We start from the raw sequence: 26215 nt of genomic DNA on the forward strand, positions 1-26215 counted from the left end.
TGGTCGACCTGCTCAAGCCGGTCACTGCTCAGCGGCTCCGCCGCTGGCAGGACGCGGACGAACAATGCCCGCCCGGACAGGTTCTCAGATTCCCAGCGAGCGCCCCACGATCTCCTTCATGATCTCGGTGGTGCCGCCGTAGATCGTCTGCACCCGCGAGTCCAGGAAGGCCTTCGCGACCGGGTACTCCATCATGTAGCCGTACCCGCCGTGCAGCTGCAGGCAGCGGTCCACGACGCGCTTGTTCATCTCGGTGAGCCACCACTTGGCCATGGCGGCGTGCTCCACGCTCAGTTCACCGCGAACGTGGTCGGCGACGCAACGGTCGGTGAACACGCGGCCGATCTGCACTTCGGTGGCCATCTCCGCCAGCTCGAAGCGGGTGTTCTGGAACTTGCCGATGGGGCGGCCGAACGCGGTGCGGTCCCGGCAGTACTGCTTGGTGATCTCCAGGACCTTCTCGGCGCTGGCGATCGCGGCGACGGCGATGGACAGCCGCTCCTGCGGCAGGTTCTGCATCAGGTAGATGAAGCCCTGGCCCTCTTCGCCGAGCAGGTTCGTCGCGGGCACCCGCACGTCGTTGAAGTACAACTCCGCGGTGTCCTGCGACTTCTGGCCGATCTTGTCCAGGTTCCGGCCGCGCTCGAAGCCCTCCATGCCGCGTTCCACCACCAGTAGGCTGATGCCCTGGGCGCCCGCGTCCGGGTCGGTGCGGGCCGCGACGATCACCAGGTCGGCGTTGATGCCGTTGGAGATGAACGTCTTCTGCCCGTTGAGGACGTAGTGGTCGCCGTCGCGGACCGCCGTGGTGCGCATGCCCTGCAGGTCGCTGCCCGCGCCCGGCTCGGTCATGGCGATCGCGGTGATCGTCTCGCCGGAGCAGAAACCGGGCAGCCACCGCCGCTTCTGCTCCTCGGTGCCCAGCCGCGTCAGGTACGGGAGGTTGATGTCGGTGTGCACCGGCGAGCCGAATCCGTTGATCCCGGCGTTGACCAGCTCTTCGTCGAGCACGACGTTGAACCGGAAGTCGTCGACGCCGCCACCGCCGTACTCCTCGTCGACGGCCATGCCCAGCAGGCCCTGCTTGCCTGCGGCCAGCCACGCTTCGCGACTGACCACGCCCGCCGCTTCCCACTCCTCCTGGTGGGGCAGCAGTTCCTTGGCGATGAACGCCTTGGCGGCCTCGCGGAACGCTTCGTGCTCCGCCTCGAACAGATCCCTGCGCATCTGAGGTTCACGCTTCCTTTCAACAGCCCGTGCAGAACGTGTCGTCGTGGTCTTGGCAGCGGCGGAGCCCGAACTCGCTCACGCCTCGTGGATCGCTCCGGAGGCCAGCAGGTCGGCGGCGCCGGACACCTGCCAGTCCGCCAGCACCGCGGTGTCCGGCACGGCGACCGGGCGCGGCGGTGAACTCGGGGTGTGGGAGAAGCGCGGCGCGGGAGCGGGTTGCAGCACGCCGTCGGGGCTCGGCAACGTGCCGCGGGCGCGGATGTGCGGGTGGTTCTGGGCTTCGGTCATCGACAGCACCGGTGCGACGCAGGCGTCCGATCCGTCGAACACCTCCGTCCACTCCGCGCGGGTGCGCCGGGCGAAGACCTCCGCGAGCCGCTCGCGCAGCTCGGGCCAGTTCGCCGGGTCGTCGCGGTCCGGGGCCTGCTCGGTCAGGTCGAGGCGGGCGAGCAGTTCCGCGTAGAACTGCGGTTCCAGCGCGCCGACCGCCATGTACTCGCCGTCGGAGGTCTCGTACACGTCGTAGTACGGGGCGCCGGTGTCGAGCATGTTCGTGCCGCGCTCGGTGTTCCACACGCCCGCAGCGTGGAAGCCGAACAGCATCGACCCCAGGTGCGCCGCACCGTCCACGATGGACGCGTCGACGACCTGGCCCTGCCCGCTGGTGCGCGCCTGCAGCACCGCCGCCAGCACGCCGACCGCCAGGTACATCGCACCGCCGCCGAAGTCGCCGAGCAGGTTCGCCGGGACCTGCGGGGGTCCGCCCTTGCGGCCGATGGCGTGCAGCATGCCGCTCAGCGCGATGTAGCCGACGTCGTGTCCCGCGGTCAACGCCAGCGGCCCGTCCTGGCCCCAGCCGGTCATCCGGCCGAACACGAGCTTCGGGTTGACCTCCCAGCACTGCTCCGGGCCCACTCCGAGCCGTTCGGCGACGCCCGGGCGGAAACCCTCGATCAGCACGTCGGCCTGCTCCACCAGCGCCAGCACCGCCGCCGGGCCCTGCTCGTGCTTGAGGTTCACCGACACCGCGCGCTTGCCGCGGTCCAGCAGGTCGTGCTGGTTCGGCCCGCCACCGGGCCGCCCCACGCGCACCACGTCCGCGCCCAGGTCGGCCAGCAGCATGCCGCAGAACGGAGCAGGCCCGATGCCCGCCAGCTCCACCACTCGCACGCCCGCCAACGGACCGCCGTTGCCTTCTGCCGTCACGCCTGCACCTCTCCGCCGGCGGCTGCCCGCCACGCACGACACCGTGTCGCGACGCAATTAGTGTTACATCGTTGGTGTCACAGCGGTCAAGGAGTAAGCTCCTCGACCATGCTCCGAACCGCGGACGAAGAGCTCACCATCGACGAATTGGCCGCCCGCGCCGGCGTCACCGTGCGCACCGTTCGCTTCTACGCGTCCCGAGGCCTGCTCCCCCCGCCGCGGCTGCGCGGCCGGCTCGGCCTCTACGGCGGCGACCACCTCGCGCGGCTCGACCTCATCCGAGAACTGCAAGCGCTCGGGTTCACCCTCTCCGCCATCGAGCGCCACCTCGAGCGAATCCCCGACGACGCCACCCCCGAAGACCTCGCCCTGCAACGCGCCCTGCTCGCGCCGTGGACCAGCGACCAGAGCGAGGACCTCACCCGGCACGAGCTCAGCCAGCGCGCCGGCCGCCAGCTCGACGACGAACTGGTCCAGCAGCTCGTCGCCCTCGGCATCCTGCACGGCCTCGACGACGAACTCACCAGGGTGCGGCTGCCCAACACCGCGATGCTCGGCGTCGGCCTGCAGATACTCGACCTGGGACTGCCCCTCGAAATGCTGTTGCAGGCCAAGGGGATCGTCGAGCAGCACACCACGCAGATCGCCGTCGAGCTGCGCGAACTGTTCGCCGCCAACGTGCTGCGCCCCTACGTCGAACGCGGCCGCCCCGACGACGAGCGGGAACACGTCCGCGTCGCCACCGACCAGCTCCGGCCGCTGACCATCCAAGTGCTCGTCAACGGATTCCAGAACGCCGTCAACGACGTCATCCGCGACCACGTCTGACCCCTCCGCGAGGAAGGGAACCTTTCTGTCACCGGCGTGAGCACGGGAACCTTTCTGCCACGGTCGACCGCGGCGGCTCACGCGCCGAAGCGAGCAAGGGAACCTTTCTGCCACCAGTGCGAGCAAGGGGACTTTTCTGTCACCGGTTCGAACAAGGGAACCTTTCTGTCACCGGCGCGAGGAAGGGAACCTTCCTGTCACGGTCGTGAGATCCATCCGGACGTGACGGGCGCGCGGCGCGCGGCATCTCCGGACGTCGCGACGCCGTCGTCACCCGAAGCGAGTGCGGCAGGACCCGAACGAGCGAAGCGGCTCCCCTGACAGCCGAACGCGGCCGCCGGATCACGAACCCAGGGCGAACCGGGGACGAGCGCACCGCACCCGTCCGCCTACTGGCCAAGTCGGCCCTTCGTGCGGTTTCATCGGCGAGGTCACCGTGACTCATGTCACGAAGGTGGCCGCCTCGTGAGTGGAGGAGCCACATGAGCACACCCGCGGAGACTGCGGTGCAGGCACCGACCGCGACCATTCCGCACCTGTTCCGCCGCAACGCCGTCGAGCACCGCGACCACCCGGCGCTGACCGCCGACGGTCGCACCTGGACCTGGCACGAAGCCGCCGAAGCCGTGCACGACCTCGCAGCCGGGTTCGCCGAACTCGGCCTGCAAGCCGGCCAGACCGTGGTGCTGATGATGTCCAACAGCGCCGAGCAGTGGCTGGCCGACGTGGCCGTCACCCACCTCGGAGCGGTGCCGATCGCGGTGCACCCCGCGCTGAACTCCGGGGAAGTGCGCGACGTCACCAAGCACAGCCGCGCGCACATCGCCGTGCTGAGCAACGCCCACCACGTGCGGCGCTGGTCGGCGGCGCTGCGCGAACCGGACTCGCTCAGCCACGTCATCGTCGTCGACCACGACGCGATCCCCGAGGAGGACGACCGCTTCCTCACCTGGCGGACCTTGCGCGACCGCGGCGCGCACCACCTGCGCCGCGATCCGTCGATCGTGGACCGGCACGCCGCGAACGTCACCCCCGACGCCGCGGCCACGGTGCTCTACTCCCCCGACGCGATCGGCGTGCAGCGCGCCGTCGTGCTCACCCACCGCAACGTGCTCGCCGCCGCCTCCGCCCGGCAGCGGGTCACCTGCGTTCCGCCGCACACCAGCACCCTCTGCTACCTGCCGATGGCGCACATCTCCGAACGCGCGGGCAACCTCTACAGCGCGATCCACGACGTCACCCACGTCCACTTCTGCAACGGCATCACGCAGGCCATCCGGCAACTGCCCGCGGTGCGCCCGCACACCTTCTTCGGGGTGCCGAGGATGTGGGAGAAGCTCGCCGCGATCGCTCGCGCGCTCCCCGCCGCGCACAACGCTGCGGAGAAGCAGGACGTCCTCAGCGGACTCGGGCTGGACGGCACCGCGTGGGGCGCCAGCGGGGCCGCCCCGATCGGCCGCGACGTCCTCGACCTGTTCGCCGGGCTCGGCTTCCACATCTTCGAGACCTGGGGATCGACGGAGACGAGCGGCTGGGCAGCCACCAACCGGCCCGGCGCCGTCCGCTTCGGCACCGTCGGCAAGTCGCTGCCCGACGTCGAGATCCGCACCGACGAGGACGGCGAAGTGCTGGTCCGCGGCCCCCTCGTCTGCGCAGGGCACCTGCAGGAGGACGGCCTGATCCGGGTGGCCACCGACGCCGACGGCTGGCTGCGCACCGGGGACGTCGGCAGCGTCGAGGACGGCTACCTCACCGTCACCGACCGCAAGAGCGAGCTCATCGTCAGCTCCCACGGGGAGAGCGTCGCGCCCAGCGTCGTGGAGCACGCCTTGCGCGCGCATCCGCTGATCGGCCACGCGCTGGCCTTCGGCGAAGGGCGACCGCACGTCGTCGCGCTGCTCGTGCTCGACGAGGACGCCGCGCCCGAGTGGGCCCGCGCGCACGGGATCTCCGAGACCGGCCTGGCAGAGCTGGCCCGGCATCCCGACGTCGTGGCCGAAGTGGACCGCGCGGTGGAATCGGCCAACGCCGCGCTGGGCCAGTCCGGCCAGGTGCTCGCCCACCGCCTGCTCGACCGGCAGTGGGGCGCCGAGGGCGGCGAGCTCAGCCCGGCGCTGAAGTTGCGCCGCCGCGTCATCCACGACAAGTACGCCCACACCCTCGAAGCCCTCTACGACTGACCCACCGACTCCGCGAGCAAGGGAACCCTCCTGTCACCGGTGCGAGCAAGGGAACCTTCCTGTCACCGGTGCGAGCAAGGGAACCTTCCTGTCACCGGTGCGAGCAAGGGAACCTTCCTGTCACCGGTGCGAGCAAGGGAACCTTCCTGTCACCGGTGCGAGCAAGGGAACCTTCCTGTCACCGGTGCGAGCAAGGGAACCTTCCTGTCATCGGTCGCTGTGCGCCCCGGTGCGGCTTCCTCGTCGGGGCGCTCATCAACCCAGGCACAACACTCACTTTGGGGTGACTTGAAGCAACCAGAAAGCCCTGGATAGATCACCCGAGGGTCACCGCGATCCACGACCGAGAACCACGATCTGGTGATCTTCGGTCTCGGGTGCGGAAATCGTCGGGGCACTGCCGATAAATCTGTGCGGAACCTTCCCCAACCCCTTGGAGCGCACAGACATGTCCGGCACCCGGTTCGTTCGTGGCTTTCTGCTCGCGGCGATGGCCGCTCTCCTGCTCACCCCGGCGATGGCGAACGCCACCGCGACGACGAGCCACCTGACGCTCACGATCGCGAGCAAGAACCGCGCCGAGGAGCCGCGCACCGTGCAGCTGCGGTGCGAGCCGACGGGCGGCACGCACCCGAAGGCCGCCGAGGCCTGCAAGACCCTGCTCGCCGCGGGGGGCAACTTCGATCAGATCGGCCAGTCCCAGACCGGTGCGCAGTGCACGATGGTGCTCCGGCCGGTGATCGCCAGCGCGCACGGAACCTGGCAGGGCAAGCCGGTGCACTTCGACAAGGAATTCGGCAACAGCTGCCAGGCGACGTCGAACTTGGGCACCGTCTTCGACTTCTGAGGCTCGCCGCCGGACACCGGCTCTCGCACGGCGCGGGCGCCGGTGTCCGCGTGGAGCAGCGGGTGCGCGCACTCTGCAGCGGCTCGTTGCGCCGGTCGCACTACGGTGGCCGCATGGCTTCCGAGAACGACGACCCCGCTTGTAGGCGCTGGCCACATCGGCTCTACGGGGTAGGTGACGAACCCGATCCCCGGTTCACGCTCGCCAACGAACGAACGTTCCTGGCGTGGATCCGGACCGCGCTGGCCCTGATGGCCGCGGGAGTCGGCGTCGAGGCCCTGAACGCCGCGGCGGGCACCGGCTCGGATCCGCTGCGCACCTCGTTGGCGGTGCTCCTGCTGCTGGCGGGCGTCGTGTGCAGCGTGGCGGCGTTCGGCCGGTGGATGACCATGGAGCGGGCGCTGCGCACGAACTCCCCGCTGCCACCGCCGAAGCTGGCGCCGATCCTCGGGTTCGGCCTGGGCTTGATCGGGCTCGGCGCGCTCGCGCTGCTGCTGATCAGCGGGTTCTGAGGATGCCGGACGAACGGCGGGGTCCGTGGGATCCCGGTTTGCAGATCGAACGCACGACGCTCGCCTGGTTGCGCACCGGGCTGACGTTCGTCGTGGGCCTGATGGTGCTGCTGCGGTTGCTGGTGCACCGCAGCGCGGTGGCCGCCGCCGTGTGCGCCGCGGTGGCGATCCCGCTCGCGGTCGCGATCACCGTGCTGTCGTGGAGCAGGCATCGGCAGGCGGAGCGCAGGTTGCGCGCCGAGGACCCGTTGCCGGACGGCGCGCTGCACGCTTCGCTCACCGCGCTGGCGGTGCTGGCCGGGCTGATCGGAACGGTGTACGTGCTGCTGATGTGACCGTGCCGCGCCGGGGCCGTCGAGGCCCGGCGCGGCACGACCGGTTCACGTCGTCAGGCCACCGCGAGTTCGATCTCGACGTTGCCGCGGATGGCGTTCGAGTACGGGCACACCGAGTCGGCCTGCTCGGTCAGCTGCTGCGCCTGCTCGCGGTCGATGCCGGGCAGGCTCACCGACAGCGAGACGTTCAGGCCGTAACCGCCCGCACCGTTGCTGCCGATGCCGACCTGGGCGGTCACCGAGGAATCGGTGATGTCGGCCTTCGCCTTGCGCGCCACCAGCTGCAGCGCGCTGTGGAAGCACGCGGCGTAGCCGGCGGCGAACAGCTGCTCGGGGTTCGTGGAGTCCCCGCCGGGGCCACCCATCTCGCGCGGCACCGCGAGGTCCAGGTCGAGCACGCCGTCGGACGAGCGGGTGCGTCCGCCCCTGCCCTCGCCGGTCGCGGTCGCCTCGGCCGTGTACAGCGCTGCCATCTCAGTCTCCTTCTGTCGTGGTCCCGCGCAGGAGCTCGTCGGTGATGGGAACGCCCGCCGCCACCGCGGCCCGAGCCCGCTCCGCGGCCTCGTCCACGTTCGCCGTGAGCCGTTCGAGCGTCGAGCGCAGTTCGCGCACTTCGTCGAGTCCCATGCCGATCGCGGCGAGGACTCGATGCGGCACGACCGCCGCCCGTTCCCGGAGTTCGCGCCCCTCATCGGTCAGCCCGACCTCGACGGAACGCTCGTCCCGAGCGCTGCGCCGCCGCGCGACCAGGCCACCGGCTTCGAGCCGCTTCACCAACGGCGACAACGTCCCGGAATCGAGCCGGAGCGTCGCCCCGAGATCCTTGACCGCCAGCGAATCGCGTTCCCAGAGCACCAGCATCACGAGGTACTGCGGGTAGGTCAGCCCCAGCTCGTCGAGGAACGGCCGATACAGGTTGGTGAACGAGCGCGACGCGCTGTAGAGCGCGAAGCACACCTGCCGATCCAGCGACAGCACCGAGTCCGAACTCATCCCGCCTCCTGCACGAGATCGACACTAGCCCCAATTTGAGTTGCCCGCAACTGAGTTGTGCGCAACTCAATGCGAGGAAGGGAACCTTCCTGTCACCCGGTGCCGCCACGCTCCACCGACCCGGGCACGCGACGATCGGAATCGGCACCTCACCACACCGGCTCACCGCGACGAGCGCGGACGAGCAGACCGTGACAGGAAGGTTCCCTTCCTCACGTGGATGACAGGAAGGTTCCCTTGCTCGCCCTGCCCGCCCGGAGCGGGCCTGCGTTCGGGCAGGGCGGCGGGATCAGCACTCGATGACGTTGACGGCGAGGCCGCCGCGAGCCGTCTCCTTGTACTTGGCCTTCATGTCGCGGCCGGTGTCGCGCATGGTCTTGATGACCTTGTCGAGCGAGACGACGTGGCTGCCGTTCCCGCGCAGGGCCATCCGCGCGGCGGTGACCGCCTTGACCGAGGCGACGGCGTTGCGCTCGATGCACGGAATCTGCACCAGGCCACCGATCGGATCGCAGGTGAGCCCGAGGTTGTGCTCCATCGCGATCTCGGCGGCGTTCTCCACCTGCCACGGCGTCGCACCGAGCGCCTCGGCGAGCCCGGCCGCCGCCATCGAGCACGCCGAGCCGACCTCGCCCTGGCACCCGACCTCGGCACCGGAGATCGAGGCGTTCTCCTTGAACAGCACGCCGATCGCCCCCGCCGCCAGCAGGAAGCGGATCACGCCGTCCTCGCTGGCGCCGGGAACGAAGCGCACGTAGTAGTGCAGCACCGCGGGAACGATGCCCGCGGCCCCGTTCGTGGGCGCGGTGACGACCCGGCCGCCCGCCGCGTTCTCCTCGTTGACCGCGAGGGCGAACAAGGTGAGCCACTCCATCGGATCGTCCTGCTCGGTGAGGCTCGCCCGCAGCGCCGCCGCGCGCCGGTTCACCTTCAGCCCGCCGGGCAGCACTCCATCGTTGCTGCACCCGTTGTCGACGCATTCGCGCATCACGCCCCAGATGTGCAGCAGCTGCGCGCGGATGTCCGCCGCGGAACGCCACGACAGCTCGTTGTCGAACATGACGTCGCTGATCCGCGATCCCGAATCGGCCGCCCTCGCGAGCAGTTCCTGCCCGGTGCGGAACGGGTGCCGGACCGCGGTCTCGTCCGGTTTGATCCGGTCGGTCCCGGTGGCGCCGTCGTCGACCACGAACCCGCCGCCGACGGAGTAGAACACCGCGGCGCGCAGTTCACCCGAGGTACCGAACGCGGTGAACCGCATGCCGTTGGGATGCAGCGGCAGCGATTTCCGCCGGTGCATCACGAGGTCGCGATCGACGGAGAAGGCGATGTCGTGCTCGCCCGCCAGCGACAGCCGGCCACCGGTGCGGACGGCGTCCACTCGGTGTTCGACCGCGGCCGGATCCACCGTCTCCGGATCGTGCCCTTCGAGCCCGAGCAGCACCGCTTTCGGACTCCCATGACCATGCCCGGTCGCTCCGAGCGACCCGAACAGCTCGGCTTTCACCCTGGTGACCTCGCCGAGCAGACCCTCGGTGCGCAGGCGTGCCGTGAACATCCCGGCGGCCCGCATCGGGCCGACGGTGTGCGAACTGGACGGCCCGATGCCCACTGAGAAGAGGTCGAAGACGCTGATCGTCACAGATCCGTCCCCCTCAGCCCGGCTTACTCACCACCGGTCAACTGGGCGTATTCCTGCGCCGTGAGCACAGCACCGGTCTGCTCGGCACGCACGTCGAGCAGCCAGCCCTCACCGAACGGGTCCCCGTTGACCACCGCGGGGTCGTCCGCCGCCGCCTCGTTGATCGCCACGACCTCGCCGGTCACGGGCGCGTACAGGTCGCTGACCGACTTCGTCGATTCCAGCTCGCCGCAGGTCTGGCCCGATTCGATCCGCTCGCCCACCTCGGGGAGCTGCACGTACACGATGTCGCCGAGCGCTTCGGCCGCGAAGGGCGTGATGCCGATGCGGACCAGGTCACCGCGGTCCTCGATCCACTCGTGTTCCTCGGTGTAGCGCAGCTGCTCGGGCAGGGACATGGAGGCTCCTCACCATCGTGGGCACAGGTGTGCCCGGGTTCGTGGGCCTCCCCCTCTGTTGCGGAACCTGAGAGCTTCACCGCGTCGTGCGCGGTTTGCACCGTGGGTGCGGCGCCGGAGCGCGCGCTTTCCAGAGTCGCCTCGCCCGAGCGGTCATGGGTGCCTGAGAGTTTGCAGGGAGTGTTTGCTCCTTCGGCGCCCCGTCGGCGCGGGGTCTCTCCCGCCCGGGATCTGCGGCATATGCGGTTGTGGACGTGCCCAGCAACGATAAACGGGCACCCGTCGGTGTCAATGCCCCCTCGCTCCGGATCACACGGATCGAGAGAGGAAGGGAACCTTCCTGTCACCGGTGACAGGAAGGTTCCCTTCCTCGCCTCGCGGAGCGCGGGGTTGCGACCGAATGGAGCTACCCGGGCAGGATTGGTCAGACCACCCTGGGCAGATGGATCACAAGACACGAGGCGGGGTCGCGGCGCCTCGCGCCGGGCGGGCCGCCGCGCTGGTGCTCTCCGCGATCACGCTCAGCACCGGTCTGGTGCTCGCTCCACCTGCGCACGCGGCCCCGGCGGTGGGGGTCTGGTTGACCACGAAGGACGGCCAGAGCAAGCTCGCGCGCCAGCCCGACGCGGAGTTCGGGGCGGGCGGCGGGAACGAGACGATCACGGTCGACCCCGGGACGACGTACCAGGCCGTCGACGGGTTCGGGGCGGCGCTGACCGACTCGTCGGCTTGGCTGGTGAACAACTCCCCGCGGCGCGACGAGATCATGTCCCGGCTGTTCGACGCGGACACCGGAATCGGCCTGACCGCGTTGCGGCAGGTCGTCGGCGCCTCGGACTTCGCGCGCTCGACCTACAGCTACGACGACGTGCCCGCCGGGGAGAGCGACTACGAGCTGGCGGAGTTCTCGATCGCTCACGACGAGGCCGACATCCTGCCGCTGCTACGACGGGCCGGGGAACTGGCTCCGGAGCTGAACGTGGTGGCGACGCCGTGGAGCGCGCCCGCGTGGATGAAGTCCAACGGCTCCATGGTCGGCGGGGAACTGCCGGCGCAGAACTACCAGGTCTTCGCCGACTACCTGGTCCGCTTCGTGCAGGCATACGAGCAGGCCGGGGTCCCGATCGACTCGCTGACCCCGCAGAACGAACCGTTGAACGATCCGCCGTCGTACCCGGGCAGCCCGATGTCCCCGGAAGCCCAGGCGGCGTTCATCGGCAACGACCTCGGTCCGAAGCTCGACGCCGCGGGCCTGGACACGAAGATCCTGGCCTACGACCACAACTGGGACGACACCGAATACCCGAACCACGTGCTCGGCGACGCCAACGCGGCGCGGTACGTCGACGGGGCCGCCTTCCACTGCTACGGCGGGACGCCGGACGCGCAGAGCGCCGTGCACGACGCGCATCCGGACGCCGAGATCCACCTCACCGAATGCTCCGGCACCGAGTCGGAGGATCCGGCGGCGACCTTCGGCGACACGCTGACCTGGCAGGCGAGCAACCTGATCATCGGCGGCACCCGCAACTGGGCCCGCAGCGTCGTGCTGTGGAACCTGGCGCTGGACCCGGCGCACGGCCCGGTCATGGACGGCGCGTGCGACGACTGCACCGGAGTGACCACCATCGACAACGCCACCGGCGAGGTGGACTACAACGCCGAGTACTACGCGCTCGGGCACGCCAGCAAGTTCGTGCGGCCCGGAGCGGTCCGGATCGGATCGAACGAGCTCGACGGGGTGCAGAACGTCGCGTTCCGCAACCCGGACGGTTCCACCGCGCTGATCGCGCTCAACCCCGGCGGTGCCGAACGGCCGATCACCGTGTCCTGGCAGGGCCAGGAGTTCGACTACGCGCTCCCCGCAGGCGGTCTCGCCACCTTCACCTGGCCCCCGGCCTGACCCCGGATCGGGTGCGAGGAAGGGAACCTTCCTGTCACCGGTGACAGGAAGGTTCCCTTCCTCGCACCCTCGGCAGGCGTGCAGGGGCGCGGGGAGCGGGGTGTGGGCGGATGATGCGGGAGGGGCTCCGGGCGACGGGGAGGTGTACCGGGTGAAGGTCGCAGTGCCGAGGGAGATCAAGAACCACGAGTACCGGGTGGCCTGCACCCCGGCGGGGGTGCACGAGTTGCGGGTGCACGGGCACGAGGTGTTCGTGGAGGCGAGCGCCGGGGTCGGCTCGTCGATCCCCGACGAGGAGTACGTCGCGGCGGGCGCGACGATCGTCGGCACCGCCGAGGACGTGTGGGCGGCGGGCGATCTCGTGTTGAAGGTGAAGGAGCCGATCCGGGAGGAGTTCCCGCGCCTGCGGCCGGGCCAGGTCCTGTTCACCTACCTGCACCTGGCGGCCTCGGCGGAGCTGACGAACGAGCTGCTGCGCGCCGAGGTCACGGGGCTCGCCTACGAAACGGTGCAGACCGCGACCGGCGGGCTGCCGCTGCTGGCACCGATGAGCGAGGTCGCCGGGCGGCTGGCTCCGCAGGTGGGCGCGTACGCGCTGCTGCGCCCGCACGGGGGCCGCGGGGTGCTTCCCGGTGGTGTTCCGGGGGTGCCGCCGGCGCGCGTGGTGGTCATCGGCGGTGGTGTGGCGGGGTTGAACGCGGCGAGCGTCGCGCTGGGCATGGGCTCGGACGTGGAACTGCTGGACACCAACGTGGACAAGCTGCGGGAGATCGACCGCGATTACCGCGGCACCATCCGCACGGTGACCTCGAACCGGTACGCGGTGGAGACGGCGGTGCGTTCGGCGGACCTGGTGATCGGCGCGGTCCTGATCCCCGGTGCGAAAGCGCCGAAGCTGGTGTCGAACGAGTTGGTGGCGCAGCTGAAACCGGGCAGCGTGCTGGTGGACATCGCGATCGATCAGGGCGGGTGCTTCGCCGATTCGCGCCCCACGACGCACGACGATCCGACGTACCGGGTGCACGAGTCGGTGTTCTACTGCGTGGCGAACATGCCCGGGGCGGTGCCGAACACCTCGACGCACGCCTTGACGAACGTGACCTTGCCGTACGTGCTGCGCATCGCCGATCACGGTTGGCGGGAGGCGTGCCGGTCGGATCCGGCGCTCGCGGCGGGGTTGAACACGCACGGCGGCCTGCTGGTGAGCGATGCGGTGGCGCGGGCGCACGGCGTGCCGAGCACGAGCCCGGGCGCGGTGCTGGTCTAGATCCGGATCGCTGCACCGAACGAGCGACCGCGCGAGCACACCCGGCGAAATTCACTCGGCGAGGGGAACCGGACCCGATCGAACGTAGGGCAGCCCGCTCGACCGGCCTGGGGGTCACCGGGAGCGGGCTGCCGATTTCCAGTGTAGGACACGAAGGCCTGATTCCCGACGTGCGCAGCGTGACCGGTCTCGGCCGCTACTTCGGCCCCGGCACCCACTCGACCAGGTGAGTTCGGTGCAGTTCGTCCGGCGGGCTGCCGATGGGTATGCGCGAAGCCGCGAAGATCGGTGGCGGTCCTCGTCGCGGGCCTCGATCCGCCGCCCGCGTTCCCGCACCGGTCCTGGCGCGGTCCCCGAACGACGTTGGGAGACCCGTTGGACGACGCGAGGATGCGGGAAGCGGTGCTGGATCGGCTGGCCCGCCTGGAGCGGGTGGCGACCGACGGCGGCACCGAAGCGCTGTTACCCGTGGCCAGATCCGAACTGCACCGCCTCACCGACGGGTTGCGCGCGCTGCTCAACGCGCACCACCCGGACTCCGACGGCGCGTGCCCGGCCTGTTCCGGCGCGGTGCGCAGCCGCAGCTGGCCCTGCGAGTCGTGGCTGCTGGTGCACCGCAGGCTCATCGGCGACCGCGGCGCTCCCCCGCCGACAGGACGCGACGACGAACCGGCGACACGGGCTCCGCATCCGGCCCACGACGGGCCCGTCGCGCCTGCCCGCCGCCACCACCGCTTCGACGAGCGGGCGGAACCCGATCACGCACCTTCCCCGGCACCGGTGCCGGAACGGCCGATCGCGTGGCCGCAGCACGGTCTCGGCTGAGATTTCCGCACTCCTCCTCACCGGCGCGAGCCGGTCAGGCAGGATGGGACGGCCCCGCGCCGCAGCGTGATCGTCCGTGGTCGCCGTAGCGGACCCCGGCGGGGCCGAGCGACGATGGAGGAGCGTGTGCACGACGGCAGTGGCCGGATCCTGGTGCAGAACCTGAGCAAGAACTTCGGGCCGGTCAGCGCGGTCCGCGATCTCAGCTTCGCCGTGCATCCCGGTGTGGTCACCGGGTTCCTCGGCCCGAACGGATCCGGCAAGACGACCACGTTGCGCATGGTGCTGGGACTGGTGAACCCGACGTCGGGAGCGGCCACCGTCAACGGCGTCCCCTTCCACCGGCTGCGCAACCCCGCCACGGTGGTGGGCGCGGTGCTGGAGGCGCAGAGCTTCCACCCGTCCCGCACCGCCCGCAACCACCTGCGCTGCTACTCGGCGGCGATGAACGTGCCCGACCAGCAGGTCGACCACGCGCTGGACCTCGTCGGGCTGAGCAACGCCGCCGACCGCGGAGCCGGTGGGTTCTCGCTGGGCATGCGGCAGCGCCTGGCGCTGGCGACGGCGCTGCTCGGCGACCCGCAGGTGCTGATCCTCGACGAACCGGCCAACGGGCTCGACCCCGAAGGCATCGCGTGGCTGCGCGGCTTCCTCAAGTCCTTCGCAGCGTCCGGGCGCACCGTGCTGGTCTCCAGCCACCTGCTGCGCGAGATGGAGCACACCGTCGACCACGTGGTGATCGTCAGCCGCGGCCAGTGCGTCTACAACGGCGACCTCGACCAGTTGCGCGCGCAGCAGCGCTCCCGGGTGCTCGTGCAGGCCGGTGACCCCACCGCCCTGGTGAACGGGTTGCAGGCCGCGGGGCTCGCGGTGGAGCTCGTGCCGGACGGCCGGATCGCCGTGACCGGATCCGACTCGCGGTCGGTCGCCGAGCTGGCCTTGCAGGCCGGGGTCGCGGTCTACGGCATGCAGGAGGAGCAGGTCGACTTGGAGCGGCTGTTCTTCCAGCTCACCAGCGGCCAGTACGTCGGCGGCCGGTTCCCGCCCTCGGGTGGGCCGCAGCCTCCCGGCCCTGGCGGTTGGGGGCCTCCCGGTGGCGGGGCCAACCCGTACGAGCAGCACGGCGGATTCGGAGGTGGAGCCTGATGGACGGCCTGGTCAAATCCGAGTTCCGGAAGATCTTCACCACCAACCTGTGGTGGGCGCTGCTCATTCCGGTGGTCGTGCTCAGCTTCGGCGCGAGCTGGCTGGGCAGCGGTTTCGGCGCCATCTCGTCGATCGAGCAGGAACTCGGGCGGCCGTTGCCGCTGGGCCTGCTGACGATGTCGATGTCGACGAACTTCAGCACGATCTTCGCGGGCCTGATGGGTGCGCTGGCGTTCGCCGGCGAGTACCGGAACAAGAGCATCACCACGACGTACCTCACCGGCAATCCGCGCGGCGCGGTCCTCGGCGCGAAGCTGATCACCTACACGAACCTCGGGCTGCTCTACGGGCTGGCCAACGTGCTGTTCGCGAGCCTCGGGGCCTTGGCGGGCGCCGGGCTCGACGGTTTCGGCGAGGGCGCCGACTGGCTCATCGTGTGCGCGGCCGGGTTGCTGGCGATGGTGCTGTGGACACTGCTCGGCGTCGGCTTCGGCGCCGTCGTGGCCAATCCGGTCATCGTGATCATCGTGCTGCTGGTCTACAAGTTCGTGTTCGAGTTCGTCGTGGACCTGTTCCTGATCGGCTCCGACGCCTCGAGCGTCAGCTCGTACCTGCCGGGCGCGGCGGGCAGCGGGATCGTCGGCAACCTCGCCGTGCCGATCTTCATCAGCGCGACCGCCGGCGCCAACGAGCAGTACGTGCCGCAGGAGTTGTTCGAGCTGCTGCACTTCGTGTTCGGCGGGTCCTACGGGCACCCGTGGTGGCTGAGCCTGCTGACCTTCGCCGGGTACGCGGCGGTGTTCATCCTCGGCGGCTGGTACTTCAGCAAGCGCCGCGACATCACCTAAGGCGCCTCGCAGCGCCCGCAGCGGAAGGGGACCTTCCTGCCACCGGTGGCAGGAAGGTCCCCTTCTTCGCGTTCGGGGCCGTGGAGCCGCGCCGCTCGCGCTCGATGACAGGAAGGTTCCCTTCCTCGCACCCGTGACAGAAAGGTTCCCTTCCTCGCACCCGTGACAGAAAGGTTCCCTTCCTCGCACCCGTGACAGAAAGGTTCCCTTCCTCGCACCCGTGACAGGAAGGTTCCCTTCCTCGCTCGGTCGGGCGGGGTGGTGCACGTCGCTGATCGGCTCGGAGCGTCGGGGGTGGGACCTAATCTGGATCGGTGAGCGACTCCGACAGCGAATGTTCCCGGCCCGGTTGGATCCGCCGCTTGGCCGCCGCCTGCTGGCGGCATCCGATCGCCGTGCTGCTGGCGTTGGGCGCGTCGGTGGCGGCGGTGGGGTTGGAGGCGCTGGTCCCGCTGATCACGAAGACGGCGGTGGACGACGCGCTGGGAGGCGACACGAGCCGCCTGTGGTGGCTGGCCGCGGCGTTGGCGGGGCTGGGGGTGTTCCGGTTCGGCGCTGCGTTCGTGCGCCGCTACTCGGCGGGCCGGTTGGCGCTGGACGTGCAGCACGACCTGCGGCGCGCGGTGTTCGGTTCGGTGCAGCGGCTCGACGGCGGCAAGCAGGACGCGCTGCGCACCGGCCAGGTGGCGTCGCGTGCGATCAGCGATCTGCAGCTGGTGAACGCGTTGCTGTCGATGGTGCCGCTGGCGGCGGGCACGGTGGTGCTGATGGTGTTCGCGCTGGCCGCGATGCTGTGGCTGTCGCCGATGTTGACGTTGGTCATCCTGGTGGTGGTGCCGCTGATCGGGATGGTGTCGGCGCGCAGCAAGAAGCGGTTGTTCCCGGCGACGTGGTCGGCTCAGCAGCGGGCGGCGGACATCGCGCAGCAGGTCGAGGAGACGGTGGCCGGGGTCCGGGTGGTGAAGGGCTTCGGGCAGGAGGCCCGTGAGGTCTCCCGGCTGGAGTCGGGTGCTCGCCGGTTGTTCGCGGAGCGGCTGCGCACGGCTCGGATGACCTCGTTCCCGCAGGCGAGCTTGTCGGTGCTGCCCGCGGCGGGGCAGGTCGGGGTGCTGGGGCTCGGCGGCTGGATGGCGATGCAGGGCCAGGTCGGCTTGGGCACGTTCGTGGCGTTCGCCGCGTACGTGGCGATGCTGGGCGGCCCGGCTCGGATGATGGCGAGCGTGCTGGTGCAGGGCCAGTTGACCCGCGCGGGCATGGAGCGGATCACGGATCTGATCGATTCGCGTCCGGACGTGCGCGACCGGCCGGGTGCGGTGGACCTGCCGGAGGCTCCGCTGCGGGTGCGGCTGGACGGGGCGGGGTTCGGCTACACGCGCGACCAGCAGGTGCTGCGGGACGTGTCGTTGCGGGTGGAGCCGGGCGAGACGGTGGCGCTGGTGGGTCCGGCGGGTTCGGGCAAGTCGACGGTGTCGTTGCTGCTGCCGCGCTTCTACGACGTGCAGCAGGGTTCGGTGCGGATCGGGCCCGCCGACGCCGAGCCGGATCACGACGTGCGCGATGTGCGGCTGGAGTCGCTGCGCTCGGCGGTGGGGGTGGTGTTCGAGGAGGCGTTCCTGTTCTCGGACACGATCCGCGGCAACATCGCCTACGGGCGGCCGGACGCGTCGGAGGCGGAGGTGGTCGCGGCGGCGCGGGCGGCGGAGGCGCACGGCTTCATCTCGGCGTTGCCCGACGGGTACGAGACGGCGGTCGGCGAGCGCGGTTTGACGTTGTCCGGCGGGCAGCGGCAGCGGGTGGCGTTGGCGCGGGCGTTGCTGTCGGATCCGCGGATCCTGGTGCTCGACGATGCGACGTCGGCGGTGGATCCGGCCACGGAGGCCGCCATCCACGACACGTTGCGGTCGGTGACGGCGCAGCGCACGACGTTGTTGATCGCGCACCGCCGTTCGACGCTGGCGTTGGCGGACCGGATCGCGGTGCTCGACGCGGGCCGGGTCGTCGACGTGGGCACGCAGGACGAGCTGGAGCGGCGGTGCGGGTTGTTCCGCTCGTTGCTGGCGGGGCCGGGCGAGTCGATCGACACGGCGAGCGCGGGCGAACCGGACGCGGCCGAGTCCGCGCCGACTCCGGCGTGGTGGCCGGAGGACGTGCCGGAACGGGAACCGCAGGCGGTGGTGACGCCGGGCGGCGTGCGCGGCACGCGCGGGGACGGCGGGGGCACCGCCACTCCGCTGACCCCGGAGCTGGCGGCGGGCCTGCGCCGGTTGCCCGCGGCCGGGGACGCGCCCCGGTTGCCGGGGGTGGATGCGACGGCACCCGATCCGGGGTTCCGGCTGGCCCGGTTGCTGCGGCCGATCCGCTGGGGGCTGGCGCTGACGGTGCTGCTGGTGGCGGCGGACGCGCTGGGCTCGGTCGCGTTGCCCTCGCTGGTGCGCCACGGCGTGGACGGCGGTGTCGACGCGGGCCACGCCGGGACGTTGTGGCTGGTCACGGCGATCGCCGGGGTGATCGTGCTGGTCAGCTGGCTGGTGATCAAGGTGCAGACGGTGGTGACGGCCCGCACGGGTGAGACGTTGCTGTACTTGCTGCGGGTGCGCAGCTACGCGCACCTGCAGCGGCTCGGGCTGGACTACTACGAGCGCGAGCTCGCGGGCCGGATCATGACGCGGATGACCACCGACGTGGACGCGTTGTCCTCGTTCTTGCAGACGGGCCTGGCCACGGCGGTGGTGAGCCTGTTCACGATCGTCGGCATCGCGGTCGCGCTGCTGGTCACGGACCTGTCGCTGGCACTGGTGGCGTTGTCGGTGCTGCCGCCGCTGATCGTCGCCACGGTGATCTTCCGCCGGGTGTCGTCGACCGCGTACGCGGAGGCCCGCGAACGGGTCAGCACGGTGAACGCGGACCTGCAGGAGAACGTGTCGGGGCTGCGGGTGGCGCAGGCGCACCGCCGCGAGCGGTACTCGGCGAAGTTGTTCGCGCAGCGCAGCGACGCGTACCGGCGGTCGCGGCTGCGCGCGCAGCGCTACATCGCCACGTACTTCCCGTTCACGGCGCTGCTCTCGGAGCTGGCGCAGGCGGTGGTGCTGGGCGTGGGCGCGACGCGGGTGGCGGCCGGTGAGATGTCGGCCGGGGTGCTGGTGGCGTTCTTGCTGTACCTGGGCATGTTCTTCTCCCCGGTGCAGCAGTTGTCGGGCGTGTTCGACGCCTACCAGCAGGCTCGGGTCGGGTTGCGCCGCATCGGTGACCTGCTGCGCACTCCCACGTCGGTGCCGCAGGCGGCGGAGCCGGTGGTGGTGCCGGACCGGTTCGCCGGTGAGGTCGAGCTGCGTTCGGTGTCGTTCCGCTATCCGGGCACCGAGCGGCCCGCGTTGCGCGACGTGTCGTTGAAGGTCGATCCGGGCACCACGGTGGCGCTGGTGGGGCCGACGGGTGCGGGCAAGTCGACGCTGGTGAAGCTGCTGGCCCGGTTCTACGACGCCACCGGCGGCGCGGTGCTGGTCGACGGGGTGGACGTGCGGGACTACGAGCTCACCGGCTACCACCACCGCTTGGCGGTGGTGCCGCAGGAGGGTTACCTGTTCGCCGGGGATGTCGCGTCGAACATCTCCTACGGCAGGCCGTCGGCGACGGACGCCGACGTGGAGCGGGCGGCGCGCGACGTGGGCGCCCTGCCGGGCATCGCGATGTTGCACCGCGGTTTCCGCCAGCAGGTCGGTGAGCGCGGGCGGGAGCTCTCGGCGGGTCAGCGCCAGCTGGTGGCGCTGGCTCGCGCGGAGCTGGTCCGGCCGGATCTGCTGCTGCTGGACGAGGCGACGGCGGCGCTGGATCCGGCCACGGAGTCACTGGTGGTCTCGGCGAGTGACCGGGCGGCTTCCCGGCGGACCACGTTCGTGGTGGCGCACCGGCTGGGCACGGCGGCCCGGGCGGACCGGATCGTCGTGATCGACGGCGGCCGGATCGTGGAGGACGGCACGCATTCGGAGCTGATCGGGCTCGACGGCCACTACGCGCGGCTGTGGCGGGCTGGTGATCACTACACCGAGGAGGACGTGGTGGGTGGTGACGCAGCGCACGATCCGGTCCACACCTCCCCCTGATCGGCACCTCACCGAACAGGTCATTGCGGACACGCGGTGTCACCGGTTCCCGACCTGCGGACTCGGCCGTCCCGCAAGGCGGGAACACGGCTTGTCACCGAAACGTTGTAGTGCTCGTGCGCGACAGACAGGCCGGAGAGCCACCGGGCACACCGGTGGGCAGTCGGCGCATAGTACGGGGTACCGGTGATCGTCAACGACACCCGAACGGGTCAGGTTTGCCTGGTGGGGAACCTTCCTGATCGATCCTGTGACCGAGCTCCTCACCACCAGGTCCGCACTGTGTGCCAATCGCACTAATCGGACCGCTAGCCTGGTACTTGAGTGTGTACATCACGAGCAGATGGATCGAGGCGAACGCCAGCCGTGTCCAGCAGCAGCCCTGCGTCACAGTTCGGCCCCAACGAGTGGTTGATCGAGGAGATGTACGAGCAGTACCTCCAAGATCCCGCGTCGGTGGACTCCGCGTGGCACGAGTTCTTCGCCGACTACAAGCCGGGGCAGGCGACCTCGGTTTCGGTAGCCGCTGACAACTCCGCAGCCGCGTCCGGAGCCGGGTCGACCGCGACGACGACGGTGTCGGGAACTACGACTGCGACGGCCACGCGCAGCGAGGGCAACGGGCAGGCTCGCCCGGCCGCCGCCGCGCAGGCCGCGCCGAAGCCGGCCAAGGCGGCCGAGCCGAAGCCCTCCCCGCAGCAGGCCGCGAAGGCCGCTCCGGTGAAGAGCTCGGGCACCGGCGAGGAGGCTAAGCCGCTGCGCGGCGCGTCCGCGGCGATCGCCAAGAACATGGAGCAGTCGCTGACGGTGCCGACCGCCACGAGCGTGCGCGCGGTGCCGGCGAAGCTGCTGTTCGACAACCGCATCGTGATCAACAATCACCTGAAGCGGAACAAGGGCGGCAAGGTCTCGTTCACCCACCTCATCGGCTACGCGCTGGTGCGGGCGATGCGGGACTTCCCGAACATGAACCGCCACTACGGGGAGGACGCCAAGGGCAAGCCCGCGGCGATCACCCCGGAGCACGTGAACCTCGGTCTCGCGATCGACCAGCCCGGCAAGGACGGGTCGCGCAACCTCGTCGTGGCCTCCATCAAGGGCTGCGAAGAGATGACCTTCCAGCAGTTCTGGCAGGCCTACGAGGAGATCATCCGCAAGGCCCGCACCGGTGGGCTGACCGCGGACGACTTCTCCGGCACCACGTTCTCGCTGACCAACCCGGGCCCGTCGGGCACGAACCACTCGGTGCCGCGGCTGACCAAGGGCCAGTCCGCGATCATCGGCGTCGGGGCGATGGACTACCCGGCGGAGTTCCAGGGCGCCTCCGAGCGGGCCCTGGTCGAGATGGGCATCAGCAAGATCGTCACGCTGACCTCCACCTACGACCACCGGGTCATCCAGGGCGCGGAGTCCGGCGACTTCCTGCGCAAGGTGCACCAGCTGCTGCTGGGCGAGGACGGGTTCTTCGACGACATCTTCTCGTCGCTGCGCATCCCGTACGAGCCGATCCGCTGGACCCAGGACATCCCGGAAGGCGCCGTCGACAAGACCGCGCGCGTCCTGGAGCTGATCGACGCCTACCGCACCCGCGGTCACCTGATGGCCGACATCGACCCGCTGAACTACCGGCAGCGCAGGCACGAGGACCTCGACGTCCTCTCGCACAGCCTCACGCTGTGGGACCTGGACCGGGAGTTCGCCGTCGGCGGCTTCGCGGGCAAGGAGCGCATGACGCTGCGCGACGTGCTCGGCGTGCTGCGCGACTCGTACTGCCGCACCGTCGGCGTCGAGTACATGCACATCCTCGAACCCGACGAGCGCGACTGGCTGCAGAACCGGGTCGAGAAGCCGCACGAGAAGCCGGAGCAGTCCGAGCAGAAGTACATCCTCTCGAAGCTCAACGCCGCCGAGGCGTTCGAGACGTTCCTGCAGACCAAGTACGTCGGGCAGAAGCGCTTCTCGCTGGAGGGCGCCGAGACGGTCGTGCCGCTGCTGGACGCGGTGCTCGACTCGTCGGCCGCGGCCGACCTCGACGAGGTCGTCATCGGCATGCCGCACCGCGGTCGCCTCAACGTGCTGGCCAACATCGTCGGCAAGCCGATCTCGCAGATCTTCCGCGAGTTCGAGGGCAACCTGGACCCGGGCCAGGCGCACGGGTCCGGTGACGTCAAGTACCACTTGGGCGCGGAGGGCAAGTACTTCCGCATGTTCGGCGACGGCGAGACCAAGGTGTCGCTGACCTCGAACCCCTCCCACCTGGAGGCCGTGGACCCGGTGCTGGAAGGCATCGTCCGCGCCAAGCAGGACATCCTGGACAAGGGCCAGGAAGGCTTCACGGTGCTGCCGGTGCTGATGCACGGCGACGCCGCGTTCGCCGGGCAGGGCGTGGTCGCCGAGACGCTGAACCTGTCGCTGCTGCGCGGTTACCGCACCGGCGGCACCGTGCACGTGATCGTGAACAACCAGGTCGGCTACACCACCGCCCCGGAGCACTCGCGGTCGAGCAAGTACTCCACCGACGTGGCGAAGATGATCGGTTCGCCGGTCTTCCACGTCAACGGCGACGACCCCGAGGCGTGCGTCTGGGTCGCGAAGCTGGCCGTGGAGTACCGCCAGCGGTTCGGCAAGGACGTCGTGATCGACATGGTGTGCTACCGCCGCCGCGGGCACAACGAGGGCGACGACCCGTCGATGACGCAGCCCGCGATGTACGACGCCATCGACAAGATGCGCAGCGTCCGCAAGACCTACACCGAGTCCCTGATCGGCCGCGGTGACATCACCGTCGAAGAGGCCGAGAAGGCGCTCAAGGACTACGCCAGCCAGCTCGAGCACGTCTTCAACGAGGTCCGCGAGCTGGAGAAGCACCCGCCGGAGCCGAGCCCGTCGGTGGAGTCCGAGCAGGTCGTGCCGACGAAGCTGATCACCGCGATCTCCCCGGAGACGCTGGAGCACATCGCCGACGCGCACGTGAACCTGCCCGAGGGCTTCACCCCGCACTCGCGGGTCAAGCCGGTGCTGGAACGCCGCGCGAAGATGGCCCGCGAAGGCGAGATCGACTGGGGCTTCGGCGAACTGCTCGCGTTCGGCTCGCTCGCCATGGAAGGCCGACCGGTGCGGCTGACCGGGCAGGACAGCCGGCGCGGCACGTTCGGCCAGCGGCACTCCGTGCTCATCGACCGCAAGACCGGGTCGGAGTACACCCCGCTGCTGAACCTCGCCGAGGACCAGGCGAAGTTCCTCGCCTACGACTCGGCGCTGTCCGAGTTCGCCGCGATGGGCTTCGAGTACGGCTACTCCGTCGCCAACCCCGACGCCCTCGTGGCGTGGGAGGCGCAGTTCGGCGACTTCTTCAACGGCGCCCAGTCGATCATCGACGAGTTCATCTCGTCCGGTGAGGCCAAGTGGGGCCAGCGCTCCGACGTGGTGCTGCTGCTGCCGCACGGCCACGAGGGCCAGGGCCCGGACCACAGCTCGGCGCGCATCGAGCGTTGGCTGCAGCTGTGCGCCGAGGGCTCCATGACGGTGGCGCTGCCGTCGACCCCGGCGAACCACTTCCACCTGCTGCGCAGGCACTCGCTCGACGGCATCCACCGTCCGCTGATCGTCTTCACACCGAAGTCGATGCTGCGGATGAAGGCCGCGACGAGCTCGGTCGCCGACTTCACCGAGGGCAAGTTCACCTCGGTCATCGACGACCCGTCGCAGCCGGACCCGTCGGCGGTGCGCCGGATCGTGTTCTGCTCCGGCAAGCTCTACTACGAGCTGGCCGCCGAGAAGGAGAAGCAGGGCCACACCGACACGGCCGTGGTGCGGCTGGAGCAGCTGTACCCGCTGCCGCACCGCAAGCTCGGCGCGGTGCTGGAGCGCTACCCCAACGCCACCGACGTCCGGTGGGCGCAGGAGGAGCCGGCGAACCAGGGTCCGTGGCCGTTCCTCGGCCTGGCGCTGCCGGAGCTGTTCCCAGAGCGGCTGCAGGGCCTCAAGCGCGTGTCGCGGCGCCCGATGGCCGCCCCGGCCACCGGCCTGAAGGCCGTCCACGACGTCGAGCAGGCCGAGGTCGTGCAGAACGCCTTCAACTGATCTCGTCGTAGATCGCGGGCCGTCGGTTCCTCCGGGAACCGGCGGCCCGCTTTCGCGTTCAGGGGTGGTGGGAGGAAGGGAACCTTCCTGTCATCGGTGACAGTAAAGTTCCCTTGCTGTCAGGGTCCGGCGGCGTGGGCCGTCGGCGAACGCATGGAGGAGGAAGCGGTGTACTTCACCGACCGTGGCATCGAAGAGCTCGAGGAGCGTCGCGGTGATGACGAGGTGACCTTGGCTTGGCTCGCCGACCGGATGCGGGTCTTCGTCGACCTCAACCCGGCTTTCGAGGACGCCACGGAGCGCCTCGCGACCTTCCTGGCCCGCGACGACACCGACGAGGACTGACCACTCCCCCGCCGCACCGACCCCAGCGACTCCCTCGATCCTCGATGCGAGGAAGGGAACCTTCCTGTCACGGGTGGCAGAAAGGTTCCCTTCCTCGCCTCCGCGCGACGGCGAGACACCGTGCGGGTTTTCCGAGGAGGCGATCTTCTCTCCCCGGTGACAGGAAGGTTCCCTTCGCCGCAGCATGACAGAAAGGCGACCTTCCTCGCGCCGGTGACAGAAAGGTTCCCTTCCTCGCCTCCGTGACAGAAAGGTTCCCTTCCTCGCCTCCGTGACAGGAAGGTTCCCTTCCTCGCCTCCGTGACAGGAAGGTTCCCTTCCTCGCCGTGCCCCGGGGGTCACCGCGTGCGGGTGCCTGCTCGCCACACGGCGTGGGTGAGGGGGACGCCCGGCCGGTAGGCCAGCCAGGAGGTGCTCGGCGCGTCGAGCACGTGCACGTCGGCGCGCGCGCCGGGGCGCAGCACGCCGACGGCCCCGTCGCCGGTGTCGCGCCGCAGCGCCCGCGCGCCGCCGAGGGTGGCGGCGCGGATCGCTTCGGGCACGGTCATCCGCATCTGCAGCACGGCGGTCGTGACGCAGAACGCCATGGACGACGTGTAGGAGGAGCCGGGGTTGCAGTTGGAGGCGAGCGCCACGGTGGCGCCGGCGTCGAGCAGTTCCCGGGCGGGCGGCAGCGGTTGCCGGGTGGAGAGGTCGCACGCGGGCAGCAGGGTGGCGACGGTGCCGGATCCGGCGAGGGCGGCGATGTCGTCGGGTTCGAGGTGCGTGCAGTGGTCGACGCTGGCGGCGCCGAGTTCCACCGCGAGCCGCACTCCGGGGCCGGGTCCGAGCTGGTTGCCGTGCACGCGCAGGCCGAGTCCGCGGTCGGCCGCGGCGCGCAGCACCCGCCGGGATTGCTCGGCGTCGAACGCGCCGCGTTCGCAGAACACGTCGCACCAGCCGACGTGGTCGGCGACGGCGTCGAGCATGTCGCCGCTGACCAGGTCGACGTAGTCGTCGGCGTCTTGGCCGGGTGGCACGAGGTGCGCGCCGAGGAAGGTGACCTCGTCGACTTCGGCGGCGGCGATCCGGGCTGCGCGGAGTTCGTCGGCGACGGTGAGCCCGTAGCCGGTTTTCGTCTCCAGGCAGGTGGTGCCGTGCGCGGTGGCTTCGGCGACGTGGCGGCGAAGGGTCGCGGTGAGCTCGTCGTCGGCGGCGGCGCGGGTGGCGTCGACGGTGACGGCGATGCCGCCGGCGGCGTAGGGCTCGCCGTTCATGCGGGCGGTGAATTCTGCGGTGCGGTCGCCTGCGAACAGCAGGTGGGTGTGGCTGTCGACCCAGCCGGGCAGCACGGCCCGTCCTGCGACGTCGATGGCGTGGTCTGCGGCGGGCGCCGCCGCGGCCGGCCCGGCCCAGACGATCCGATCGCCGTCGAGGACGAGTGCGGCGTCGGTGAGGTCGCCGAGTTCGTCGTCGTTCGTCGTCAGCTCACCGATCCCGGTGATAGCAGTGGATGTCATCGCTCACCCGTCCTCAACGCTTGATCTT

At 70.3% G+C, this 26215-nt stretch carries 20 protein-coding genes and 2 riboswitches; of the genes, 13 read left to right on the plus strand and 7 right to left on the minus strand.

Features of this window, described 5'->3' with window-relative positions; genetic code table 11:
- Positions 1 to 84: 84 nt before the first annotated feature.
- Positions 85 to 1227 carry an acyl-CoA dehydrogenase family protein gene (locus BJ969_RS23625; protein ID WP_184482181.1) on the minus strand — a complete coding sequence of 381 codons (1143 nt, stop codon included), beginning with the start codon at positions 1225 to 1227 and terminating at the stop codon, positions 85 to 87.
- A 78-nt stretch (positions 1228 to 1305) separates the two neighbouring features.
- A complete protein-coding gene (locus BJ969_RS23630) occupies positions 1306 to 2436 on the minus strand; it encodes a CaiB/BaiF CoA transferase family protein (protein WP_343071567.1) in 1131 nt (376 codons plus the stop codon).
- Positions 2437 to 2544: 108 nt separating this feature from the next.
- Between BJ969_RS23630 and BJ969_RS23635 the strand changes: the two genes are divergently transcribed.
- The 5 genes from BJ969_RS23635 to BJ969_RS23655 all read left to right on the plus strand — a co-directional run bounded on the left by BJ969_RS23635 (position 2545) and on the right by BJ969_RS23655 (position 7138).
- Complete coding sequence (locus tag BJ969_RS23635; protein WP_184482183.1) at positions 2545 to 3264, plus strand: MerR family transcriptional regulator; 720 nt, start codon at positions 2545 to 2547, stop codon at positions 3262 to 3264.
- A gap of 482 nt (positions 3265 to 3746) precedes the next feature.
- Positions 3747 to 5444, plus strand: coding sequence for an AMP-dependent synthetase/ligase (locus tag BJ969_RS23640; protein ID WP_184482185.1), 1698 nt, complete (start codon positions 3747 to 3749; stop codon positions 5442 to 5444).
- A 490-nt stretch (positions 5445 to 5934) separates the two neighbouring features.
- The gene (locus BJ969_RS23645; RefSeq protein ID WP_184482187.1) at positions 5935 to 6291 is read left to right on the plus strand and encodes an SSI family serine proteinase inhibitor; all 357 of its coding nucleotides are present in this window, start codon (positions 5935 to 5937) and stop codon (positions 6289 to 6291) included.
- A gap of 113 nt (positions 6292 to 6404) precedes the next feature.
- A complete protein-coding gene (locus BJ969_RS23650; protein ID WP_184482190.1) occupies positions 6405 to 6803 on the plus strand; it encodes a YidH family protein in 399 nt (132 codons plus the stop codon).
- Between the two features lie 38 nt (positions 6804 to 6841).
- Positions 6842 to 7138, plus strand: coding sequence for a DUF202 domain-containing protein (locus tag BJ969_RS23655; protein WP_246457086.1), 297 nt, complete (start codon positions 6842 to 6844; stop codon positions 7136 to 7138).
- A 53-nt stretch (positions 7139 to 7191) separates the two neighbouring features.
- On the opposite strand, the gene BJ969_RS23660 is transcribed toward BJ969_RS23655, so the two are convergent.
- The 4 genes from BJ969_RS23660 to gcvH all read right to left on the minus strand — a co-directional run bounded on the left by BJ969_RS23660 (position 7192) and on the right by gcvH (position 10171).
- Positions 7192 to 7611, minus strand: a complete 420-nt coding sequence (locus BJ969_RS23660; RefSeq protein WP_184482194.1) for an organic hydroperoxide resistance protein — start codon at positions 7609 to 7611, stop codon at positions 7192 to 7194.
- A gap of 1 nt (position 7612) precedes the next feature.
- Positions 7613 to 8131 carry a MarR family winged helix-turn-helix transcriptional regulator gene (locus BJ969_RS23665; RefSeq protein ID WP_184482196.1) on the minus strand — a complete coding sequence of 173 codons (519 nt, stop codon included), beginning with the start codon at positions 8129 to 8131 and terminating at the stop codon, positions 7613 to 7615.
- A gap of 289 nt (positions 8132 to 8420) precedes the next feature.
- The gene (locus BJ969_RS23670) at positions 8421 to 9773 is read right to left on the minus strand and encodes an L-serine ammonia-lyase (RefSeq protein WP_184482198.1); all 1353 of its coding nucleotides are present in this window, start codon (positions 9771 to 9773) and stop codon (positions 8421 to 8423) included.
- Between the two features lie 23 nt (positions 9774 to 9796).
- Positions 9797 to 10171 carry a glycine cleavage system protein GcvH gene (gcvH, locus tag BJ969_RS23675; RefSeq protein ID WP_184482200.1) on the minus strand — a complete coding sequence of 125 codons (375 nt, stop codon included), beginning with the start codon at positions 10169 to 10171 and terminating at the stop codon, positions 9797 to 9799.
- Between the two features lie 45 nt (positions 10172 to 10216).
- Positions 10217 to 10311: riboswitch (glycine riboswitch) on the minus strand.
- A riboswitch (glycine riboswitch) is annotated at positions 10312 to 10404 on the minus strand.
- 209 nt (positions 10405 to 10613) lie between these two features.
- On the opposite strand from gcvH, the gene BJ969_RS23680 reads away from it, so the two are divergent.
- The 8 genes from BJ969_RS23680 (at position 10614) to BJ969_RS23715 (ending at position 24688) form a co-directional block, all read left to right on the plus strand.
- On the plus strand, positions 10614 to 12074 hold the full coding sequence (locus tag BJ969_RS23680; protein WP_184482202.1) for a glycoside hydrolase family 30 protein: 1461 nt from the start codon (positions 10614 to 10616) through the stop codon (positions 12072 to 12074).
- 151 nt (positions 12075 to 12225) lie between these two features.
- Positions 12226 to 13341, plus strand: a complete 1116-nt coding sequence (gene ald / locus BJ969_RS23685; protein ID WP_184482204.1) for an alanine dehydrogenase — start codon at positions 12226 to 12228, stop codon at positions 13339 to 13341.
- Between the two features lie 375 nt (positions 13342 to 13716).
- Positions 13717 to 14166 (plus strand): hypothetical protein, encoded by a 450-nt coding sequence (locus tag BJ969_RS23690; RefSeq protein WP_184482206.1) that lies wholly within the window; start codon positions 13717 to 13719, stop codon positions 14164 to 14166.
- 126 nt (positions 14167 to 14292) lie between these two features.
- The gene (locus tag BJ969_RS23695; RefSeq protein ID WP_184482208.1) at positions 14293 to 15312 is read left to right on the plus strand and encodes an ATP-binding cassette domain-containing protein; all 1020 of its coding nucleotides are present in this window, start codon (positions 14293 to 14295) and stop codon (positions 15310 to 15312) included.
- The gene (locus BJ969_RS23700; protein WP_184482210.1) at positions 15312 to 16160 is read left to right on the plus strand and encodes an ABC transporter permease; all 849 of its coding nucleotides are present in this window, start codon (positions 15312 to 15314) and stop codon (positions 16158 to 16160) included. Before BJ969_RS23695 ends, BJ969_RS23700 begins: the two co-directional genes overlap by 1 nt.
- Positions 16161 to 16474: 314 nt before the next feature.
- Positions 16475 to 20260 carry an ABC transporter transmembrane domain-containing protein gene (locus BJ969_RS23705; RefSeq protein WP_184482212.1) on the plus strand — a complete coding sequence of 1262 codons (3786 nt, stop codon included), beginning with the start codon at positions 16475 to 16477 and terminating at the stop codon, positions 20258 to 20260.
- A gap of 366 nt (positions 20261 to 20626) precedes the next feature.
- Positions 20627 to 24343 (plus strand): multifunctional oxoglutarate decarboxylase/oxoglutarate dehydrogenase thiamine pyrophosphate-binding subunit/dihydrolipoyllysine-residue succinyltransferase subunit, encoded by a 3717-nt coding sequence (locus BJ969_RS23710; protein WP_184482214.1) that lies wholly within the window; start codon positions 20627 to 20629, stop codon positions 24341 to 24343.
- A gap of 168 nt (positions 24344 to 24511) precedes the next feature.
- Complete coding sequence (locus BJ969_RS23715; protein ID WP_184482216.1) at positions 24512 to 24688, plus strand: DUF6104 family protein; 177 nt, start codon at positions 24512 to 24514, stop codon at positions 24686 to 24688.
- A 338-nt stretch (positions 24689 to 25026) separates the two neighbouring features.
- On the opposite strand, the gene hutI is transcribed toward BJ969_RS23715, so the two are convergent.
- Entirely contained in the window at positions 25027 to 26187 is a 1161-nt protein-coding gene (gene hutI, locus BJ969_RS23720; RefSeq protein ID WP_184482218.1) for an imidazolonepropionase, read from the minus strand.
- Between the last annotated feature and the right edge of the window lie 28 nt (positions 26188 to 26215).

Source organism: Saccharopolyspora gloriosae (genome assembly GCF_014203325.1).
Classification (GTDB): domain Bacteria; phylum Actinomycetota; class Actinomycetes; order Mycobacteriales; family Pseudonocardiaceae; genus Saccharopolyspora_C; species Saccharopolyspora_C gloriosae.